Source organism: Pedobacter frigoris, assembly GCF_005116445.1.
Classification (GTDB): Bacteria; Bacteroidota; Bacteroidia; order Sphingobacteriales; family Sphingobacteriaceae; genus Pedobacter; species Pedobacter frigoris.
In genome coordinates this window covers 677,532-696,806 of record NZ_SWBQ01000001.1, presented here as the reverse complement: position 1 = coordinate 696,806, position 19,275 = coordinate 677,532, and the positions used below count along the sequence as shown (strand labels likewise).

Here is a 19,275-nt window from a genome sequence, read left to right as displayed (position 1 = left end):
GGCTAGAGCTCCCTTTATTTCAATACATTACTTTCTATCTTGCCTTTCAGGATTTCCAATATCCCCTCATTCTCTACAATCCACATTCCCATGCGTTCATCAGTAATACCCTTTTTCAACTGATAACTAAAAACTGGCCTACCATCTACCATTCTTGTCTCCAGGAAACTGAAATTGATATTGGCGTTCTGTTCTAACTCTTTCGCCACTTCAGTAATATGAGTAGACACGACAAAGAAACTGTCCCTGATCTTCGAAAAAGCATCTATAATCGAAAGTGAAGCATCGTATGCATCTTTTACATTGGTACCCCGGAACAATTCATCAAAAACAACTACCATGCTTTTTGAAGCGCTGATCTTTTCAGCCACATGTTTTACCCGCCTTACCTCGTTGTAAAAGTGGCTGTATCCTTCATTGAGATTGTCAGACAAATTAATGGTAGTGATCAGACCGTCAAACACGCTAAACTCCATGTATCGGGCAGGCACCGGGAATCCCAAATGTGCCAGATAAACACAAACAGCTATAGATTTGAGAAAAGTCGACTTGCCGGCCATGTTTACACCGGTCACGAAACACACGTTCTGATCCAAGGAAAATTCCACATCATTGGCGATTGCATCATCTACGAATAAGTGAAATACACCCTGCATTTTGATCATACGCTTTTTATCTCCGTTCAAAACCGGATAGCTCAAGCCATGTGTATTTGCTGCCTTGACGACCGAGAGATAAGCATCCAGTTGATACACCAGTTCCAGCAGCGCCTTTATTTTCTTTAGTAAGGTCTTTCTGATCAGAAAGTCACATTTAGCCAGTTCAGAAATATTTAATATTCCGGGTCTGGTATTCAAGCCTGATTTTATATCAGGCACCTCTGCTATTTCCAAAACAGCAGTTTTTATGTTCAAAAGCAGTTCCGGAAGGCCATCGTCATTTAAGTTTTGCGAAAACTCATGCAATACTTTTATCAGGTCTAAAATCCCATGAATTCCACGCAGTTTATTATAGCTCTCCTGTGTGAGTCCGGTGAAATTGTTCACGCTATCCTTCACTACCCTGAACTTACTAAAAGGTTTAGGTTCCGTTCTCTGGTTTAAGAAGAATTCAATGAAATCTATGGATTCTTTATCAAAATCCATTTCGATAGCTTCTTTTTGCAAAAAGGCAATCAACTGTTTTCTGTGGGCAATGAGCTCGATATCAATCAGTGGGTTTTCAAAAATGATCCTTAGTTTTTCCAGTCCACCCAATGTTGTCGTGAAGTTGAATGTAGAGAATACGCTTCTATCGCGCTTCCCTTTTCCAAAAACCTGAAGATCATTTAGCGTCTGCGCATCAACATCGAATCTTTCCATCAATTGTCAATTAACTCCAGATGCCGTTTACTGAAGTCAATATCATAGGCTGCCCGTCGGTAACCACAATGGTATGCTCGTGCTGAGCTACAAAGCCACCTTTGTTGCCGATTAATGTCCAGCCGTCCTCCTGCTGATCAGCATAAGTGGAGTCAGTCGCGATAAAGGTCTCGATAGCTACTACAGAATTCTTTTTGAAACGGCCGGTATTATACCTGTCGTAACAGTTTAGTATTTCATGAGGTTCCTCGTGCAAGCTTCTGCCTACACCATGTCCGGCAAGGTTTTTAATTACTTTATATCCTGATTTCTTAGCTTCAGTCTCAATTAACCTACCTATTTCAGCGATTTTAACTCCCCCTTTGATTTGCGCGATGGCTTTCTTAAGAATTTGTTTCGATGCATCTACCAGTGGCTGAAGCTGATTAATGTCTTCACCCAAAATGAAAGAGCCACCATTATCTGCCCAAAAGCCATTCAGTTCTGCAGACACGTCAATATTGATCAGATCACCTTCTTTCAGGATTTTATTTTCAGTAGGAATACCATGTGCTACCTCATTATTTACGCTGATGCAAGTCCAGCCCGGAAAATCGTAAGTCAGCCTTGGTGCAGATTTGGCCCCCATTGCATTCAGGAGATTACCACCAAAGTCGTCGAGTTCTTTAGTGGTCATGCCCGGAGCAGCGTATTCCCTCATCTGTTTCAAAGTTTCTGCAACAGCATTGCTGATCTGCTGCATTCCTAAAAGTTCTTCCTGTGATGTGATTGACATAAGCTTGGTGATTAAAATAAATGGAGTCTGAGGGCTTTTTGTAAATATAGCGAAACACCTCCAAATCTGCTTCTTTATTCAACAGAGTGTAGAGAGATTCTACAATATTTTTACACACTCAAAAAGATAAACCACTAATAATCAAAGCAGTGCCAAAAATCTCAAGATTTGGTATCATTATGAAGCATACACTACACAGAATTAACATGAGTTTTTAACTGAAACATTAAATAAGTATTATGAAAAAGATCATCTTATCAGCAGCATTTTTAGCAGTAGCAGGATTAACAACAGTAAAAGCAAGTAACATCAAAAACCCAATTATAGTTGCTGTACAACAAGATAGTACTACAAAAGCTCCGGTTGAGTTGAAAGACCTTCCAGAGGCAGTTACGAAGACCCTACAGTCTGATCCGGTTAAAGCCTGGACTCCAACTGCAGCGTTTTTAGTAACCAATGCAGACAAAACTTCTTACTATCTGATCAACGTGAAGAAAGAGCAGGAAACCGGTTCTTTGAAAATCGACAAAGACGGTAAAATTATTGAATAACCCCCATATATAACAATAGCTAATACGTACAAAAGGCCGGAGGATTCCGGCCTTTTGTGGTTTAAACCAGAAATCAGACCAGCGGGACCAAGATAGGTTGTCGATATCTTCAAATTTTTCAAATGGACATTGTTATACAATAATTTTACGGATTTAGCCGAAACAGCCAATCAATATTATTAAGTAAAAAACAGTCTGATACTGCCAAAACAACCACTTTTACCCGAAATGGAGGTGTCAGTTTAAATGCGGAATAACTGGCCACTTTCGCTAAAATACCCAACACTACCCAACTTGTTATAAGTAGCATTTCTTCTTTTGGACGCCTGCACAATTACCAATAAAATTAGAAATTCAAAAAGCCTGCTTGAATTCCAATAACTAGTAAGGAATACCACTACGCCATCGCGATCAATTCGTATTATTTCGTAATCTCAATTTTCCAATCCAACTTCTCCAGTTCGTCTAAAGAATATTCCATTCTTCTATAAATCCCCTTTTTATTTACTGTGTCTATACTATCATATTTTCTAAGTGAGTCCAATTCGTAGATAAACAGATACATTTTTCCATATCTGCTATTTGAAACAAATGCTGGCCAATTAGCGTCATTCTCCGGTATGTTCATACTTTCATTCGGGTAAATAACTGTCGACAAATAATACTCAATTAAATTATTGGTGTAAGGGACAGTATCTGCCCCATATTCATAACTAATCTGGTGACCAGTATTATTAGTGATTTGCAATCTCTTATCACCTGGATCATAAGCACACGATGACAGAAATATTCCGAGCACGACTATGATGAAAGATTTATCCATATTAATAAAATAAAGCATTGTAAACATCTTTTGGTGATATAACAGGGTTAGCTACTTTTGTTTCCAATGGAAATCTATTTTTATTCCATTCTTTAGGACTTTTAAAATATTCATATGACCTTCGATTAGCATCTGCCTCCGTCCAATAAGTTTTATGACCTGCACCATTTTTTTTAGCACTTTTAACGCTTGCTGGCGCCCAATTATAATACCACTTGAGATACCCAACTTTTTTCGCTTGAAGCATATGCCCATATTCATGTCTTAACAGCTGCAAATCTTTAGCATCTTCAAAACCGACAAAAATCCCAATACCAGGTAGGGTAGCCCCTTCACCATTTTTTAAAAACGAGACTGCAAATACAGGAACTTCCTCAATTGAGCTATAACTTGGCTTTTTAGCATTCTGCCCAAAGTTACCTTTTTTTGAATTATAAGCAGCCTGACTTCTCGCCTCTTTTTCTCGTTTTTGTCGTTTATCTCTATCTTCTGCTGTCTCCGGAGTGAGCCACTCAGAATCCCATCCCATACCGGATATTAATCGATTCCTTTGATCGATAGCTGCATTCCTCGCTGCCTCTCGCGCCGCTCTCTGCGCATCAGCATACGCTCTACCTCCTTCTCCAGAATTGTTACCTCCCTTTCTCTCTCCTACGACATAAGTATTACGGTACCCGTCAGGATCAGTCCAATAATATCTATTCGGATCGTTCTCGTCTACAGTAGCCCCCTCCGGAATCCAATCGGGCCGGTCAGGATACATCCCCGTAGGATCAGTAAAAGCCATTGGATTATTAAACACATAATTATAAGGCGACACCCCATAAAACTGTTCTGCCAAAGGATCCGCCACACTCCATCTCGCTATTGCAGGATCATAGAACCTTGCACCATGATCATATTCGCCCAACTCTTCCTGGAATTCCTTTCCGGTATACAGGTAATTATTCTTATTACCCGCTGTATAATTTATATCAGCACCGGGCATCACCATACCAAAAGGATAGTAACTATTCTCCTGCACCAATCTTGCAGTACGCTGTGTCACATCTGAGGGATCAGCATCAATCGTAGCTCTTACATTGCCCAGATGATCTGTCAGATTGTACTCATAAATAAACTCGCTGCCATTAAACCACGCACGCCCCTCACTGGTCTGGACATATTGCAACTGCAGACTGTTCACATGCGTGCCTACATATTCAATCCCCCTGTTATAAGCCGTAATCATGGTAACCGAACCATCAACATACTTCTTCTGCAACTTCTCGCCCTCAGCATTGTACATGTAAGCCAATTTCTTTGTTGAAGTCCAGGTGATCTCATCTGGCAGGTTGGCTGCATTGTAAGCAACGGCAGTAATACCCTTATTTACATCTGATATCAACCTACCATTTCCGTCATACACATACTCAGTAGCCTGCTGTACCTGGTCATTAAAGCCTAATGCCTTTACTCCCGAAGATGCACCGCTCAGGTCGTCTATCTTAACATGTCTGCCACCTTCATAATCATAAGACAGGCTGTCGATCTTTTCCCTAAGCCCGCTCAGCAATGCATATCTATTCAATAACAAATACAATGTTAATTCCACAATCCCTGTTCATTCTTTTCACAAAAATCATCGATTAATTTAGACGAATCTCCCCTGCCCTAAAATCAACCCTCAACTCACTCTTGCTCTGCTTATCCCCTTCAGCATCAGCCTTAGGTGCTCTGATTTTCAATCCAGAGATCCTGCCGATTCCTTTCAGGCTTTCCAATGTGTCTATCACTTTTACCAGCTGAACAAACCTCCCATGAAAATACAAAGTTTGCGATTGCCCCACTTGCGTGCTATCTGGCTCCAGGCCTGGTTTATTTAATGTAAAATCTACGGCAACACCATTCTTGGCAGCTATAGCAGAAGATTGCATCCACAATTGATCATTCCACTGACCAGCGACTTTATATCCTTTTAATATTTCATTGAGTGCCGACAATTTACGCTGAGTGTAAACAGGATTAAATGAAATGTCGCTGTTCTTCGAAGAATCATCATTGAGCTTATGATTTAACTTAATGGCATCAAAGGTTTTGCTAAAGGCCAAAAACCAGCACAATAAAAGCCCCGCTACCAATAAAGGAAGCAGCAGTTTATTCTTTTGTACATAGTTTAACTTTGAAAGCATAGCCTAATAATTTAATAATATCGTAAAAACCTGCGCTTCGTTCTGATCGTCAGCGGCATATTTTTCCAGCTGTACATCCTTTACCCAAGCCTTTTGCTTCAATTCATAGATCCAGTTATTCACAGCATATACACTGGTCGTCTGCCCTTTGATCTTCATGTTGCCCGTTTCCAGATCGGTATCTTTGATCAGTCCTATCGTATTTCCTGACAATGGATTGATTTGCAGTTCATGCAGGGTCAGTTCCTTAGGCAGCGAACTCGCCAATTGGTCACATAGATAAGCATATCTGTATCCCTTATTCCAGCCCAATTTATTTACCAGGTTTTCTTTACCCTTAACCTCCTCTTCCAGTTTCTGCCTATTCTCAAATAAATAAGATTGTTTGCCCGCCTTACTCATCAATTCCTGATTACTTGAGTTGTACATGCTCAACAGTAGAAAATTGACCATCAGCAAAGCAAAGAACACAAACAGCATCAATGTTCCATACTTTTTGAACTTCAGCTTCGCAGCATGCTCTTCTAATCTATCTTTAATGTGATCAGCATCCACTTCTATCAACGGAAGTTTGTCATTCAGTATCAATTGAAAAGCGGTAGCATATGCCAGCAGATATTCTTCCGGCATCGTCTCTATGTCAATCTTCAATGGAAACCCTAGTGTTAAACCACTTTGATAATTGTATTCTTTCCAACTCTTATCCGCATTCATTTCTACCTGATGCCCATCGAACCTGAGTACTTCCGAATAAGAATTCAGTTGAGGGATCACCTGATCAACAACAAAAGCACCCAAACTCAACATCAGTACTTCAGCACCTTGCTTTTTAAAAGCACCCATTACCGCATCAGCTACTTCTCTCCTTACAATTGCAACAAACGAATGTGCTCCGGAAACAAAATGCTGCACATAAAACTCAGCAAGCTTCAATGTAGGAAAAAGATGTTGCAGACTACTTTCAGACACCACATCTATCCTCGCAGTTCTCTTAACCAGAATGCCCCTTCCCGTAAGTGTAATCGCCAATGGTACTGTAATTGGTTCAGGTGTAATTTTTGCAAGAGAACCTTTATGCGTTTTTTTTGAACCGATATGAACCTGTTGCTTATCTAATGAGATTTTAACGACTTTAACCACATAAGTACCATCCTGTGCCAGATGTACTTCTGCACCGGCACAATTGGTTAAACCAGACGCTAAACTCAACAGGGCACACATAGCTTAGTAAATGATGGTCGGTTTAATGAATACTACCGTCACCACTTTATTGTTGGACTTGCTACGGCTGCTGAATAACCATTTCAGGATAGGAACTCTTGACAAGAAAGGCACACCAGAACCACTTTCTACTGATTCTGTTCTTTCCAATCCCCCTAAGACAATCATATCCTCATTCCTTGCCCTCACAATCGATTCAAACTTACTTGTAGATGTAGGCGGTGGTGCGTTAGGCGGAGGATCTCCAATGAAGTCAGAGATATCCACTTTAATATTTAAGGTCACCTGATTATCTCCAGACACCTGGGGCTTGATCTTGATCTCCAGGTTTGCATCAACAGGGGTAAATTGCTCCGTTACAATGGTTGATGAAGTCAAAGACCCCGTCACATTCTGAGTTTTGGTACTATAATATCTTTTACTTCCTATACTCAGGTTAGCAACATGCCCATTTAATGTAGAGAGCTTAGGTACTGAACGGATGTCTACATTACTGTTACTTTCCAATGCACTTAAACTCACATAAAAATTAGGTGTTACCCGTCCGAGGTTAATGGAATTATTCTTACCCAGTTTACTTAGAAAATCATTGATAGAATTAGCCCCAAAAGTATAATCTATACCTGGAAAAATAGTCCCACCCCTCTTAACACTATCGGAAACTCCGGCAGAAATGCCCGTTTTAACGTTTTTACCTTTTCTTATGTCAATTAAAGTCACCTCAATCAGCACCATCGGCACCAGCTTGTCCAGTTGTTTTACATAACTTTCTATCTCAGCAATCTGTGGTGAAGAACCCGACAATAAAATTGTATTTTGTTCTCTGAACTCCTTAATCTCTACCCCTTTTTTCCATTCTGCGGGGATCATGTTCTGAATGGTATCTATAGAGCGGTTCTGCAATTGTAATAACTTATGAGAACGTAAGCCCTCTATTTTACGGTCGCCAATCAAATAAATCCCATTCTCTACGCGATAAGTATATTCAGTTCCCTGAAAAATAGAGCTCAGCAGGTTATCAAAAGTAATGTCATTTACCCTGGACGAGATCGTTCCCTTGATATCAGAATACAAGAAATAACTGGTATTGATTTCCTGTGCGGCATTTTTAACCAGTTCTAAAATAGGCACATTCACTGCATCTACACTAAGCAATTTCTTGCCTTGCATTATTCTGTTCGACAACCTGAAATTACCCGAAGATCCCCCTCCAGCTGTATTCAGTGGTTTAGGATTCCTTCTGATGGCAGTTGTTTTATCGCTGTTGATGTACAACTCCTCACCTTCAGCAAGTCCTTCAAATACGTACACATTATCATTGGTTTTCACCACTTTCAGGTCATTCGCATAAGCCAGCTTTTCCAATGCACTTTCAAAAGGGGCATCAGACAGGAAAGCAGTTACCTTCTTACCTAATAATGCGTTGGGTACCACAACATTTTTACCAGAGAGCATGGTAATCTTTTTAGCCACCTGAGATAAGGTATCGTTGTTTAGCTCCACACTCAGTGTATTGTTTGCAGAATTATACTTTACGTTGACCTGATGAATTGGAATTACCGGCTTTGGCTCCTGCACTTTCGTAACAGACATGATCGTGCCGATGAAATTGATATCCAAACCATATTCTTTGGTCAGGAACAACAGGACATTCAGTGCCGTTTCATTGGTGAAGTTATTGAATACCTTAAAATTAAGACTCGGATCAATATTGATGTTCAGGTTATTCGACTGTGCCAGGGCACGCAAAAACTCCTGTACCGATACATTTGAGACATTCATTTGTACCTTTTGATTCAGTCCCGGGACATTGACTGCCAGATTTCTTAGCCGGTCTTCTACCAGCCTTACCCTTTCAGACGAAGGTTGTACCTGCGCATTGGCCATTTCCAGTTGAAATATCAACAGGAATAAACAAAAAAGTACCGATAAAAAGGTTTTCTTATGGATTTGAGCGTTCATTAATTTGTGAATAATAATGGGTAGATTTCTTCAATACTGGTATCACCCGAGGCAAACAAAGCGAAAGCATTTTCAGCTAAACTTTTTATCCCTCTGGCTTCCAAAAGTGGGTTAATATACATATTGCCTTGCTTTATTTCAAAAGTTAATTCCTGATCCAGCGGAATTACCTCATAAACAGCCTTACGGCCGCTATAACCGGTATAATAACAATTTTCACATCCTTTAGCCACATAGTGCTTCGCTACGGGAGCAAAAGGTTTGAATTGCTTAGGATAAGCAGAAGAATCAAATTCTGCTTCTTCTTTACAGTTTTTACACAACAACCTGATCAAGCGTTGCGCGACAGAGGTATTCAGGGTATTGGCAACTAAAAACGAAGGGATGCCCATATCCATTAAACGTGATACGGTGCCCCAGGCAGAGTTGGTATGCACGGTCGACAATACCAGGTGACCAGTCAGTGCAGCCCTTATAGCCATATTTGCAGTTTCAGGGTCACGGATCTCTCCTACCATGATCACATCCGGATCCTGTCTCAGAAAAGTACGCAGTGCAGAAGCAAATGTCAGCCCGATACTTTCTTTCAACTGTACCTGGTTGATCCCGGCAAGCGTATATTCAATAGGATCCTCTATCGTTAGAATATTACGTGTTTCCTTATTCAGGTACTTTAAAGTTGCATATAATGTCGTCGTCTTTCCGGAACCGGTCGGACCACTAATCAGGATAATTCCATTCGGTCTTTTCACTCCCTGCAGGTAATTGGCCAGATCAAATTCAGAAAACCCGACATGATTGAGGTCTATATTAGCAGCATTGTTATTCAGCAAACGCAAAACCACCTTTTCGCCATGTAAGGTAGGCAAAACAGAAACACGTATATCGAAAGACTCTTCACCACTTTTAAAATTGATCCTTCCATCCTGTGGCAGGCGCTTTTCAGCGATATCCAAATTGGCCATGATCTTGATTTTATTGATCAATGCCGGATATTCTGTCCTTTTGAGCACATAACGTTCCACCATCATACCATCTATACGGATCCGCACGCGGCATTTCTCTTCATAGATTTCAATGTGGATATCACTGCTTTTCAAACTTCTGGCTTCCCGGATCAGGTCATTCAGAAACCCTTCACCCTCAATAGCCGAAGCCATTTTTTGGAACTGGTGCTGACCGTTCTCTTTCAGGTAGTGCTTGTTCAGCAACATGCTGATGGTAGCCAATGGCCGCTTTTCTAAAGTGATGCTTTTCCCCAATACAATTTCCAGTTCGTCGGTAAGCTGTTCGGTATCAGCATGCTCATCGCACAACAATACAAGACCTACAGCACTACTTTCCTTTGGAAGTACTCTGTAATGCCATGCCTGTTCTTTGCTCAGTGCATGTATAAATATGGGGTCAAATTCTAATGGAGACACGTTCATTTAGTAGGGTACTAATTTATGTAAGATATTACACATTAACCAACTAAATAATAAATCCAGCTGTCATCATATAACTTTGTTGTAGGACTGTAAATTTCAATGGCCATTAATACCGCTAACAATGCAGCCTGCAGGCCTGCCAAGGGAATTTGCTGACTCACCTTTGTACTTAAGAGGTTTGCCGTTATCACGTAAAATAATACCAATATCAAACTCCCAACATAAAATAAAACATAATTTACAGGAGATAGATAGCATACTATAGTAATCAGAAACAATACATCTCCCCAGCCAAGGTAATCTTTGGTGATGTTGATCGCCCTTTTATGCTTAATTGAAAAATAGCCCCAAAGGATAAATAGCTGTACCAGTAGAAATGACAGGGAAAAACCGGCATCAGTCAGCGTCTGCTCAATTCCTGTCCGATTGTATTTAACGATGAAGAGCAAGGCCGCCAGAACCGGGAAACATATCCAGTACACAGCACGATATTTCATGTCCTGGTAAAAAATAAAAACAAGACTAAACAATATGGTTATCTGTAACCAGATCATTAATCAGCTACGACTTCTTTCAGATTTTTATCCTGATCTATCTCCCACACATTGAAAGTACCGTCACCATCAAAATCCGTTACCGCAGTGGCACGTCCAAGGAAAGCGTTATTGGTAGCCTTTACGATTTCGATTTTGTAATTGGCCCTTCCGTCTTTGCCGTCGGTAGTTAGTTTTTCCTGGATATATCCTATCTCATTCAGATCTGAACTGTATTTAGATTTCTCAAAGAAATAGGTCTTTTGAAGGGTTGACAAATGTTCCAGTTGTACTTTTGCCTCTGTACTTTTGGCTTTCGTGATTAGAGGGAGCAGGTTTGGCAAAGCAAGCAGTACCAGGATCCCAATGATCACTAGTACTACAAGTATTTCAGTAAGCGTGTATGCTTTAACTTTCTTATTCAGGAGCGTAAATTTCATATTTCAAATGTATTTTGACTTGCGCAACTAAATTAGATGTTTTGAATGGGCAAGACAAGAAAAGGTTGAAAATAAATCGCAAACTAGGTATTAGATACAGATTTCTCCGCCAACGGGTCCAATACATTCCACCTCCCAATCACAGGATCATAAAACCTTGCCCCTTAATTGAGCTGTCCCAGCCCTTTGTTGTTATTGTTCGACACTATGACTCATTGGGCAGCCTCGTTATTTATAATTCTTCTTCCAATGGCGGACGAACATACTCTAAACCTTTCTTTTATTGCCCCAATGCGTTTAAAATTTTCTTTTGCCTGATTTAGGCTAACACGATTTGCCCTTCCTTCATATGCAGGATTTCTAAATTGGACACCATCACCTTCCCAGTAACATACGGGGCGTAGTTGAAAAAGTATTGTTTGCTTCGTTACTTGATGTAAAATAATCAAAAAACGGGCAAGCATGCTTTCTATTATTCCTATTGTCCATACATTTATATAATAATTCATCCCATTGGTAGGACGGAAAATAACATTAATAATCAAATTAGTCATTAGGATTGGAAATTCAAATCTGGAGCATCAACCAATTCCATATTATCTGGATTGAACGAACTGTTGATCTCATTTTGGTTGAACAGGATTATCAACTTGTTTTAAAGCTCTTCAAAGCGATGTGCTGAACCTTTTATAAGGTACGACATTCAATTTATCAAATGAGCCTAAATTGTTTCTATTTCATTTTCCGAAAACCAAGAGATTAATGATATGTTTTTTCTATATAAGAGTTTGTTTTTGTAATCTGCTCTAGCTTCTTGACAATCTCTTTCTCAAATCTCTTTTCTATTCTTTCTTGCTCACTAGCATTAAATTCCTCAAATTGCTTCCAATAATCATTACCTTGCTTAACACCACGAATTGCTAGCCTGGAGTAATTTGGATTATCACCTGTTCCAGCATCTATAAATGTCACATAATACATTTCCTCAGGAGAATCATCAAAATAAATAACAACAGTCTTCAAATATGAGTAATTCTTTATCCACTTTTCAGCTTCAGATTCCCATTTTTCAGGAATAATATAATTAGAATTAGCTTTGTAAAGACTATCTATTCCAAGCTCCAGCTTTTGCGTTGAAGTTTTAAAAACCACAATATCCCAGCCACTCAAAGTTCCTGCACTTATGTTACCAGTACAGGAATAAAACAACAAACTAAAAACTACTATAATTATAACTTTCATTTCATTTTATCTTTTAGAAGGGGCGTTTACCATAGTAGGCAATACGCTTTCAATTGTTTTAGGTAACGCAATAAGACCCAGGCCCTGCCCTAATAAATAGCCCCTTATTCTTGTAAGCAGACTCTGATTTGGGTCTAATGCTACAGCGTAATTTTGAGCGACAAATGTATAATCGGCTTTTATTGCTCTCTTATCATTAAAAAGCCCGTTGAAACCGCTTATGCCTAATTTATTATAAGCGAGATCATGATGAATAGCTATTTGCTCAACAGGATTCGGAGGGTTATATGAATAGTCTTCTTCTCCATTATATTTCGTGGGGTTATCACCACCCGCATAAGTTGTGCCGAGTAAATTCTTTCTTAAAGTACGTGGATCCAATGCATCTGGAGTCAAATCTCCTTGAACACTATGCCAGAAATTATCATAGGATTTTTTATCGATCATCCAATGCTTTCCACCATAAAAATCTCTTTTCTGAGTTATATTAAAGCCTTTTGCCAATTTACTGCCGTCACTCAAAGTTCCCAATCTACCTTTCATCTCTCCATCAATAAACTTCGACATTTGAGACATACTAGGAGTATTTTTTAGAGAATAATTTTCTATTTGAATCATATCAAGAAATCGTGCTATATCTTCCTTCTTATCTGTGGTATAGCCCTGAGCATTTTTCTCCCACAACCCCAAAGGATCAATATAATTAATTGGACTATTGAAACAATATCTAAAAGGTGTTAAGTTTGGTGCTAATTCAGCTAGCATATCTACCACATTCCACCTGCCAATCACCGGATCATAGAACCTTGCACCATAATCAAGCCGCTTTAAGTTACTTAATGCTCTAAAGTTAGATTTATATTGAGTGCTTTATTTTTTTCCTTAAGTGTTTGGTAATCTAAAGGGCCAATAATTTTTGATTGTATTATACTGTCGCAATTAGCTTTTTCGCAGTCTAAATTATTAATATTGAATTCCTTGTTTATAATCCAATAATTTCTTCTGTCATGTTTTATCATAAACGTCTTTGCTATCACCCAATCCGCATTAGATTTAGCATCTATTAAATATTCGGCATACCTGCCGCTACTGTCATAATGTCTATCATAACTTGGAATAACATAAATCCCTCCCCTGCAATTTCCTTCACAATAAACAATTGCCCTATCTTCTTTCTTATCCCCTTCCCATATAGAAAGGTTTTCACCTAATGATTGATTGTCCAATTGGCTACATGAAGAAACGAAGAATAGTATAAGAACATTAAAACCAATAATTTTCCGCAAGCGTTTCGTTCTACTTAAATCCATTGTCTTACTTATTTTTTAAAACTTATTTCCTCTCGGGTACTGTGCAACAAATGGTTTCGGAGAGGGCTTAACAGTTCCTATACCAAAATAGAATGTTCTGAACCCATGTTCATCATTCAAACTAGCCCTCCATCTTTCAAAACCAATAAGGTTAGATCTCACTATTCCTCCACCCGTATTCCAGTCATAATCTGTCGCTGCATTATTAACAACTCTAACACTGCCTTTATTATTTATTAGTGTTAAATCAACACGACCTAAAGCATACACAGTAGATGCCAACGCGGCATTACCTGCTGAGGCAAAAAAATTTCCGGCATTGTTTAAGTTTACAGGAGATGATTTCCCTACGCCATTTATTAAATCTGCGGTAGTAATGTTTCCAAAGTCAAGCTTTGAAGCGTCTAAGTAAAGCGTACTTTGAGGTGTGGGATTCTGTAATGCACCCGGGTGAGATTTTGCCCAATCAACTCCTTCCTGGATCGTTACAAACCCATCATAATCTGGCCTATGTGGAATGTAATTTGAGAAATTAAACCACCTGTAGGCTGCTTCTAAGCTATTTAGGCCATTTACTACTCCTAGATCCCTAGATAAAGCATCTGAATGGCTCATTCCTTGGGTAAAATTTTCTCGTTTCATAACTATGTCAGGCTATATCACCGCCTCTGTTGTTTACCTTTATCCCGCTTGCTGTATAATTCAATGAAACAGGAATGCTATATCCATCTTGCTCCAGTGACAGCAAAGGAATATTGTAATTCATTATCCCCGTTTTGTAATCAACAGAAGAAGCGCCCTTGTAATTTGCGAGTCCCTCGGTAATGTTACCCGGTTTAATGGTTTGCGAAAATGCAGATTCCGCTGAAGCAAAGGATACCAGCCCCCAGCGCTAGAGTAGCGAGCAGTTGTTTTTTCATTAAAGTTGTATTGAACGTAAAAAACGGGCGGATTCGACCGATTCTGATAAATAAGGCGTATAATTTTCCGGGCAACAACCCGGTTTAATAGGAGTTAATAGAATGGAGAGCATTAATATAATTGTTAAGACGCAAAAATAATGAGAGTTTTTTATAAAAACAAATATTTACAAAAGTGATAGAAATTTCGTGTTAAAAACTATTACTCATCTGGAACATCGGCAAGTACATCGCTATCAAAATCACCCCTACTACCAATCCTAAAAAGATAATAATCAGTGGCTCCAATAAACTACTGATCGTATTAGTTCGGTATTCTACCTCCTCAGTATATTGCGAAGCGATCTTCTCAAAGAAATAATCCATTCTGTTTACCTCTTCGCCAACCTTTATCAGCTGGATCATCTTAGCCGGGTAAAAATCAAAGGCCGATAAACTTTTATGTAAAGATTCCCCGTGTAAAATGTCATCCTCAACCTTCAGCAATGAAGTCTCAATGGGATAATAATCAATCATCTGTCTCACCAGTGCAATAGAACGCAATAGTGGGGTATCAGTACTGACCAGCAAGCGCATGGTGTTGGCGAAACGGGCCAGGTAAATCTTTTTTACAAGATCTCCAACGATAGGTGTTTTTAAGAGCATTCGCGATGAAGCATTTCTAAACCATTCGGTCTTCCTCCCTAAGATATACACCATCACCAGGGCCACAACAAATAAAATCAGAAAAATAAAATACTTGTCAAACCAGTTGGAAAAGCTGATGATCATCGCTGTAATCCATGGAAGTTTACCACCAAAACGGACAAAAACATCCGCAAACATAGGTACCACAAACTTGATCATAAAAAACACCGCTCCCAGAGAAGAAAGCAATACAATAGCCGGATAAGTCACCGCACTAATGATCTTGCGGCGCTGCTGAATCTTACTTTTATAATACTTTGCCAGATCCGTTAGCACCTCTCCCAGTTTACCCGTTTCCTCACCGATCCTAATGCTATAATACTCATAGTCGCTAAACTTTCCAGTCTCCTTTAGTGCCTCCGACAATGCCAGTCCGGAGAGAATCCTTTGTCTGATACCCTCAAACAGCACCTTGTCTTTCTCCTGCTCCTGGTCTACCAGTATCAACTCCAGCGAAGTCCTTAAATCTATGCCCGAAAGCAGCAAAGTACTCAACTCCACGTACAGCCCTTCCTTCTTTTTATCCGGCACCTGCTTGCTCCCAAAACTGATGTCCTTATTCAGAAATGCAAATAAGTCAGTCTCCTCGGCCTTAGCCTTTGGCTGCTTTTTCTTTTGATACCTGGATACGTCTATTGATGGCATAACTACTGGAATAAATCTTTAGCACTATATATTTTCTGATACTGAAGCGGGATCAGATCCCCATCAGCCTCCGTTTTAAAACTCAATTGATCCACACGATCACCCGCCTCACTGACCCGCTTTTCAAACGACAAAACCAGTTCATGAACCGGCATTTTAAATGTATCCTGTCGTAATGAAAGCTGATCCCTCACCAGGTACTGATCATCAAACTGATAGGTAATCAGCCCCTCTTTTACCTTCAAAACCAGCCCATCTTCCGTCCTCACTATACTATCCGCTTTTAAAAAATCCTGCTTCAATACCTTATCTAAAGTCGTCAATGCAGCTACCTTTTCCTGCTTCTTTGTAAAACCACTATAAGACCCACTGACAATCCTAAAAGCTGTAAAAGCAATGGCTATAGCTATACCCGCGACAAGCATAGAAATGGTCACTTCCATTATCGTAAAAGCAGGTAACTTCTTATTCAGCTTCATCTTCAATCTTTTTAACAACCTGCCTCGAGCGGCCAATTTCCTTTCCATGTTCAGAAGCCACCACTGTAACCATAACCAGATCATCATAGGTCTTGTACTGAACCACCGATTTCTGGAGCACAATACTATCCAACATCACAGTTTCATCTTTCCAATTCTGTTCAGCAATACTTTGTTTGATCACCGCAGCTGCCACGGCCCTTCCTTGCTGTTGCTTCAGTGATGGAGAAGAACCAATTACATTCGTATAAATTGCCGTTGCAATCACAAACACGATCATGATGATCACCATCGCTACAATTACCTCTAGCAAAGTAGCAGCCTTTACCTGTGAACGTTTCAATTGAGCCATTTCAAAATATTTTGATCCGCATCCTCCCTGGTAAAGATAAACGGACTGAGGTAATACTTACTTAATAATTTCCTGTTCAGCACAATATCAATCAGGTAGTTCTCATATAAAGTAGCGGGTGTTTGCATGATAAACCGCTTTGCCGTCACCTTACCATTTACCTTTACCGAACGTTCCATTTTAATATATCCTGTAGCATATACTTCTCCACTTACCAGGCAGTTTTTTCCTAATGAAATAATGGTCTGCAATTCACTGCGTTTTTCTTCATAACTCAGCAGTACACCAGCAAAGCGGCTTCCTTCTGCCAGACTTACGCTGGATTGAATCTTCCCATCCAGCGGCTTAAATACCCCAGCAAACGAAGGATAAGCAAAATCACAGTTCTTGCCAATCACAATAGAATCCCTGGCAAATAACTGGCATGATCCCTTAAAACCATCCGCGACAATAATTGCCGGAGCATATACCTGCACATCTTCCAATATGGCATCTTCCGAAATATTGATGGTCGTATCCGAAACCAGAATCACCTTGCCACTGATCTTTACATCGTTGATGCCCTGCAAGGGCGAAAGCTGGTAAACCAGTTCCTTGTTGAAAAAGGAATTGACGACCGAATCCTTCACATTAAAAGCCAGCCTTTTCTGATCCTCATCAGGCTTCAGGTATTTAATTATACGATCCAAAACCTCTTTATCCAGCGATGGAATATCACGTTTACTATCCGTAATACTACCTTTGATCAGCTCCTTTCCGGCATAAGGCTTACCGTCTACATAAGCCTGCTTTAGGCCCGACTTAGGCAACTCGCCATTCCCTGTGATCTGCGTAGTACCACTTACCGATAAGGGCCTGTCTTCATCCGCCAGGTAAATTGCCGACTGATCAGCGAAAGTGCCCGCTGTGAAAAAGCTTCGTTTCAAAGTGTCTTTTAGTTCAAAGGCTTTCAGGGCATACAGTTCAAAGACACCCCAGTTGTTTTTACTTAGCACCACACTATCCGTACCCTCCTCAAATAAATCCAGAACTACTTCTTCACCGGCTATAAATCCCTCAGAAAGCACCACAGCAGTGGCAGATTCCAGGTTGGCAGACAATTTATCGAAGCGCACTTTCTTCTGCACTTCTAGCCTGTAATAAAAAGCGATGGTTAATAAAGATGCAGAGATCACTGCGATGAGCAGGGAAACAATGATTACGATATAGAGCGCTGCTGCTTTAACCATTAAGGTTCATTTAACAATATAAATGTCGGCGAAATCCTGCTTATTTCGTCTTCGGTTTTTTCTTAAAGATATTGCTGATAAAAGCAGGCATTTTCAGTTTCTTACGTTCTGTAATTTTTCCCTTTTTATACAACACTACTTTCTCCTGACCGGCTGCAAAAGTGCGTTGCTTGCCGTTCAGCAAATCATTGCGGTACTTGCCTTTTTCTTTCACATTACCCAGAGAATCGTATTTGATATACTGACCATTTTTCCTACCTGTGCTCCAGTTATACTCATCCGTAAGTCTGCCACTTTCTATCCATGATTTCCATTTGCCAGATTTAAGTCCGGCTCTGAAAAGCCCTGATTCTTTTAAACTTTTATTGGAGTAAAAATCCTGAAAACTACCGTTCAATAACCTCCCGCTATATCCTCCCTGGGTGCTGTTGATTTTATTGGCCGAAAACCAATAGTAGGTCCTGTCTGATTGAGGAACTATACCATCAACCGGTTTTACGTAAGCTATCACATCGTGAGATAAATCATTGATGACCACCTTATGCGTCAAGTATTTATCGATAACAGATCGCTGACCGTAAGTCACATTGACCATCAACAATAAAATGACTGGTAACGAGATGCGTTTAATTAGTTTGTTCATTGTTTTATGTATTTCTGTTTACCCTGCCAGCTGACCAGGATAGAATCTCTTTTATTTTTCAGTAGTTTGACACCCTCGAACACTTCCCCTTCAGTTACCATCCGCTCATTTCCATTTACCACGATGATGGATACCAGCTTTTTATTCTGCGGATTTACTACATAACCCGAATACCTGATACCGCTCCAATTTATTGGTGGCGGTTTTGGTGGTGGATTATAATTAACTGCCGGAGCAATCGTTCCAACAGCCTGAACCGGCTCCGGATCTACATATGCTCCGCCAACGAAAGGATCCCTGTAATTCAGCACAAGTCTGAAAGTATCCTTTTTAGCTACATATTGATCATAAGGTTCATGTACCGTTTTTACAGCGGCAAAGTTAGGCTGATAATCATCATCAGATTCATTGAACAACACCCTGTAGATGATGATTCCCCAAACTGCCGCTACCGCACAGATCAGCAAATAAGTGAGTTTCTTATTCTTTACCGGCTGCATA

21 protein-coding genes and 1 pseudogene are annotated in these 19,275 nt (G+C 39.9%); 1 reads left to right on the top strand and 21 read right to left on the bottom strand.

All coding sequences use genetic code 11. The features are described from left to right. Positions 1–14: 14 nt before the first annotated feature. Complete coding sequence (locus FA047_RS03120; protein ID WP_136834515.1) at positions 15–1,361, bottom strand: MutS-related protein; 1,347 nt, start codon at positions 1,359–1,361, stop codon at positions 15–17. Positions 1,362–1,371: 10 nt separating this feature from the next. After that, entirely contained in the window at positions 1,372–2,136 is a 765-nt protein-coding gene (gene map, locus FA047_RS03115; protein WP_136834514.1) for a type I methionyl aminopeptidase, read from the bottom strand. 239 nt (positions 2,137–2,375) lie between these two features. Here map and FA047_RS03110 point away from each other — a divergent pair, with 239 nt between their 5' ends. Then, on the top strand, positions 2,376–2,687 hold the full coding sequence (locus tag FA047_RS03110; protein ID WP_136834513.1) for a hypothetical protein: 312 nt from the start codon (positions 2,376–2,378) through the stop codon (positions 2,685–2,687). Positions 2,688–3,108: 421 nt separating this feature from the next. Here FA047_RS03110 and FA047_RS03105 read toward each other — a convergent pair whose 3' ends face one another. The 19 genes and pseudogenes from FA047_RS03105 to FA047_RS03015 form a co-directional block, all read right to left on the bottom strand. Beyond that, complete coding sequence (locus tag FA047_RS03105) at positions 3,109–3,510, bottom strand: hypothetical protein (protein WP_136834512.1); 402 nt, start codon at positions 3,508–3,510, stop codon at positions 3,109–3,111. Between the two features lies 1 nt (position 3,511). Continuing rightward, positions 3,512–5,080, bottom strand: coding sequence for an RHS repeat domain-containing protein (locus FA047_RS03100; RefSeq protein ID WP_169304303.1), 1,569 nt, complete (start codon positions 5,078–5,080; stop codon positions 3,512–3,514). Between the two features lie 58 nt (positions 5,081–5,138). Further along, positions 5,139–5,681: a hypothetical protein gene (locus tag FA047_RS03095; RefSeq protein WP_136834510.1), complete on the bottom strand. Its 543-nt coding sequence runs from the start codon at positions 5,679–5,681 to the stop codon at positions 5,139–5,141. A 3-nt stretch (positions 5,682–5,684) separates the two neighbouring features. Next, positions 5,685–6,890, bottom strand: a complete 1,206-nt coding sequence (locus FA047_RS03090) for a PilN domain-containing protein (protein WP_169304302.1) — start codon at positions 6,888–6,890, stop codon at positions 5,685–5,687. Between the two features lie 15 nt (positions 6,891–6,905). After that, positions 6,906–8,864 (bottom strand): type II secretion system protein GspD, encoded by a 1,959-nt coding sequence (locus FA047_RS03085; RefSeq protein ID WP_225872612.1) that lies wholly within the window; start codon positions 8,862–8,864, stop codon positions 6,906–6,908. Continuing rightward, positions 8,864–10,294 (bottom strand): GspE/PulE family protein, encoded by a 1,431-nt coding sequence (locus FA047_RS03080; RefSeq protein WP_136834508.1) that lies wholly within the window; start codon positions 10,292–10,294, stop codon positions 8,864–8,866. Before FA047_RS03080 ends, FA047_RS03085 begins: the two co-directional genes overlap by 1 nt. 35 nt (positions 10,295–10,329) lie before the next feature. Beyond that, positions 10,330–10,791 carry a hypothetical protein gene (locus FA047_RS03075; RefSeq protein ID WP_136834507.1) on the bottom strand — a complete coding sequence of 154 codons (462 nt, stop codon included), beginning with the start codon at positions 10,789–10,791 and terminating at the stop codon, positions 10,330–10,332. A gap of 56 nt (positions 10,792–10,847) precedes the next feature. After that, positions 10,848–11,267: a type IV pilin protein gene (locus FA047_RS03070; RefSeq protein ID WP_136834506.1), complete on the bottom strand. Its 420-nt coding sequence runs from the start codon at positions 11,265–11,267 to the stop codon at positions 10,848–10,850. A gap of 212 nt (positions 11,268–11,479) precedes the next feature. Continuing rightward, positions 11,480–11,821: a CPCC family cysteine-rich protein gene (locus tag FA047_RS03065; RefSeq protein ID WP_205943226.1), complete on the bottom strand. Its 342-nt coding sequence runs from the start codon at positions 11,819–11,821 to the stop codon at positions 11,480–11,482. Between the two features lie 205 nt (positions 11,822–12,026). Beyond that, positions 12,027–12,509, bottom strand: a complete 483-nt coding sequence (locus tag FA047_RS03060) for a hypothetical protein (RefSeq protein WP_136834505.1) — start codon at positions 12,507–12,509, stop codon at positions 12,027–12,029. A 6-nt stretch (positions 12,510–12,515) separates the two neighbouring features. Continuing rightward, positions 12,516–13,322, bottom strand: a pseudogene (locus tag FA047_RS03055) (RHS repeat-associated core domain-containing protein); the annotation flags it as partial. Positions 13,323–13,345: 23 nt separating this feature from the next. Further along, entirely contained in the window at positions 13,346–13,819 is a 474-nt protein-coding gene (locus tag FA047_RS03050; protein ID WP_136834503.1) for a hypothetical protein, read from the bottom strand. A gap of 15 nt (positions 13,820–13,834) precedes the next feature. Continuing rightward, positions 13,835–14,461 (bottom strand): hypothetical protein, encoded by a 627-nt coding sequence (locus FA047_RS03045; protein WP_136834502.1) that lies wholly within the window; start codon positions 14,459–14,461, stop codon positions 13,835–13,837. Positions 14,462–14,931: 470 nt separating this feature from the next. Beyond that, on the bottom strand, positions 14,932–16,071 hold the full coding sequence (locus FA047_RS03040; protein ID WP_136834501.1) for a type II secretion system F family protein: 1,140 nt from the start codon (positions 16,069–16,071) through the stop codon (positions 14,932–14,934). A gap of 2 nt (positions 16,072–16,073) precedes the next feature. Beyond that, the gene (locus FA047_RS03035; RefSeq protein WP_136834500.1) at positions 16,074–16,550 is read right to left on the bottom strand and encodes a hypothetical protein; all 477 of its coding nucleotides are present in this window, start codon (positions 16,548–16,550) and stop codon (positions 16,074–16,076) included. After that, positions 16,537–16,902, bottom strand: coding sequence for a PulJ/GspJ family protein (locus tag FA047_RS03030; RefSeq protein ID WP_136834499.1), 366 nt, complete (start codon positions 16,900–16,902; stop codon positions 16,537–16,539). Before FA047_RS03030 ends, FA047_RS03035 begins: the two co-directional genes overlap by 14 nt. After that, positions 16,890–18,131, bottom strand: coding sequence for a hypothetical protein (locus tag FA047_RS03025; protein ID WP_136834498.1), 1,242 nt, complete (start codon positions 18,129–18,131; stop codon positions 16,890–16,892). Before FA047_RS03025 ends, FA047_RS03030 begins: the two co-directional genes overlap by 13 nt. A gap of 40 nt (positions 18,132–18,171) precedes the next feature. Continuing rightward, positions 18,172–18,774 (bottom strand): toxin-antitoxin system YwqK family antitoxin, encoded by a 603-nt coding sequence (locus tag FA047_RS03020; protein WP_136834497.1) that lies wholly within the window; start codon positions 18,772–18,774, stop codon positions 18,172–18,174. Next, positions 18,771–19,274, bottom strand: coding sequence for a hypothetical protein (locus FA047_RS03015; RefSeq protein ID WP_136834496.1), 504 nt, complete (start codon positions 19,272–19,274; stop codon positions 18,771–18,773). The genes FA047_RS03020 and FA047_RS03015 overlap by 4 nt, the downstream gene beginning before the upstream one ends. Between the last annotated feature and the right edge of the window lies 1 nt (position 19,275).

Bases quoted from the DNA above. Each gene is read 5' to 3' on its own strand.
- FA047_RS03045 (WP_136834502.1), bottom strand. From the start codon at position 14,461: ATGAAACGAGAAAATTTTACCCAAGGAATGAGCCATTCAGATGCTTTA.
- FA047_RS03065 (WP_205943226.1), bottom strand. From the start codon at position 11,821: ATGACTAATTTGATTATTAATGTTATTTTCCGTCCTACCAATGGGATG.
- FA047_RS03120 (WP_136834515.1), bottom strand. From the start codon at position 1,361: ATGGAAAGATTCGATGTTGATGCGCAGACGCTAAATGATCTTCAGGTT.
- FA047_RS03035 (WP_136834500.1), bottom strand. From the start codon at position 16,550: ATGAAGCTGAATAAGAAGTTACCTGCTTTTACGATAATGGAAGTGACC.
- FA047_RS03025 (WP_136834498.1), bottom strand. From the start codon at position 18,131: ATGGTTAAAGCAGCAGCGCTCTATATCGTAATCATTGTTTCCCTGCTC.
- FA047_RS03015 (WP_136834496.1), bottom strand. From the start codon at position 19,274: ATGCAGCCGGTAAAGAATAAGAAACTCACTTATTTGCTGATCTGTGCG.
- FA047_RS03085 (WP_225872612.1), bottom strand. From the start codon at position 8,864: ATGAACGCTCAAATCCATAAGAAAACCTTTTTATCGGTACTTTTTTGT.
- FA047_RS03040 (WP_136834501.1), bottom strand. From the start codon at position 16,071: ATGCCATCAATAGACGTATCCAGGTATCAAAAGAAAAAGCAGCCAAAG.
- FA047_RS03050 (WP_136834503.1), bottom strand. From the start codon at position 13,819: ATGGATTTAAGTAGAACGAAACGCTTGCGGAAAATTATTGGTTTTAAT.
- FA047_RS03075 (WP_136834507.1), bottom strand. From the start codon at position 10,791: ATGAAATATCGTGCTGTGTACTGGATATGTTTCCCGGTTCTGGCGGCC.
- FA047_RS03095 (WP_136834510.1), bottom strand. From the start codon at position 5,681: ATGCTTTCAAAGTTAAACTATGTACAAAAGAATAAACTGCTGCTTCCT.
- FA047_RS03020 (WP_136834497.1), bottom strand. From the start codon at position 18,774: ATGAACAAACTAATTAAACGCATCTCGTTACCAGTCATTTTATTGTTG.
- map (WP_136834514.1), bottom strand. From the start codon at position 2,136: ATGTCAATCACATCACAGGAAGAACTTTTAGGAATGCAGCAGATCAGC.
- FA047_RS03105 (WP_136834512.1), bottom strand. From the start codon at position 3,510: ATGGATAAATCTTTCATCATAGTCGTGCTCGGAATATTTCTGTCATCG.
- FA047_RS03030 (WP_136834499.1), bottom strand. From the start codon at position 16,902: ATGGCTCAATTGAAACGTTCACAGGTAAAGGCTGCTACTTTGCTAGAG.
- FA047_RS03080 (WP_136834508.1), bottom strand. From the start codon at position 10,294: ATGAACGTGTCTCCATTAGAATTTGACCCCATATTTATACATGCACTG.
- FA047_RS03060 (WP_136834505.1), bottom strand. From the start codon at position 12,509: ATGAAAGTTATAATTATAGTAGTTTTTAGTTTGTTGTTTTATTCCTGT.
- FA047_RS03070 (WP_136834506.1), bottom strand. From the start codon at position 11,267: ATGAAATTTACGCTCCTGAATAAGAAAGTTAAAGCATACACGCTTACT.
- FA047_RS03110 (WP_136834513.1), top strand. From the start codon at position 2,376: ATGAAAAAGATCATCTTATCAGCAGCATTTTTAGCAGTAGCAGGATTA.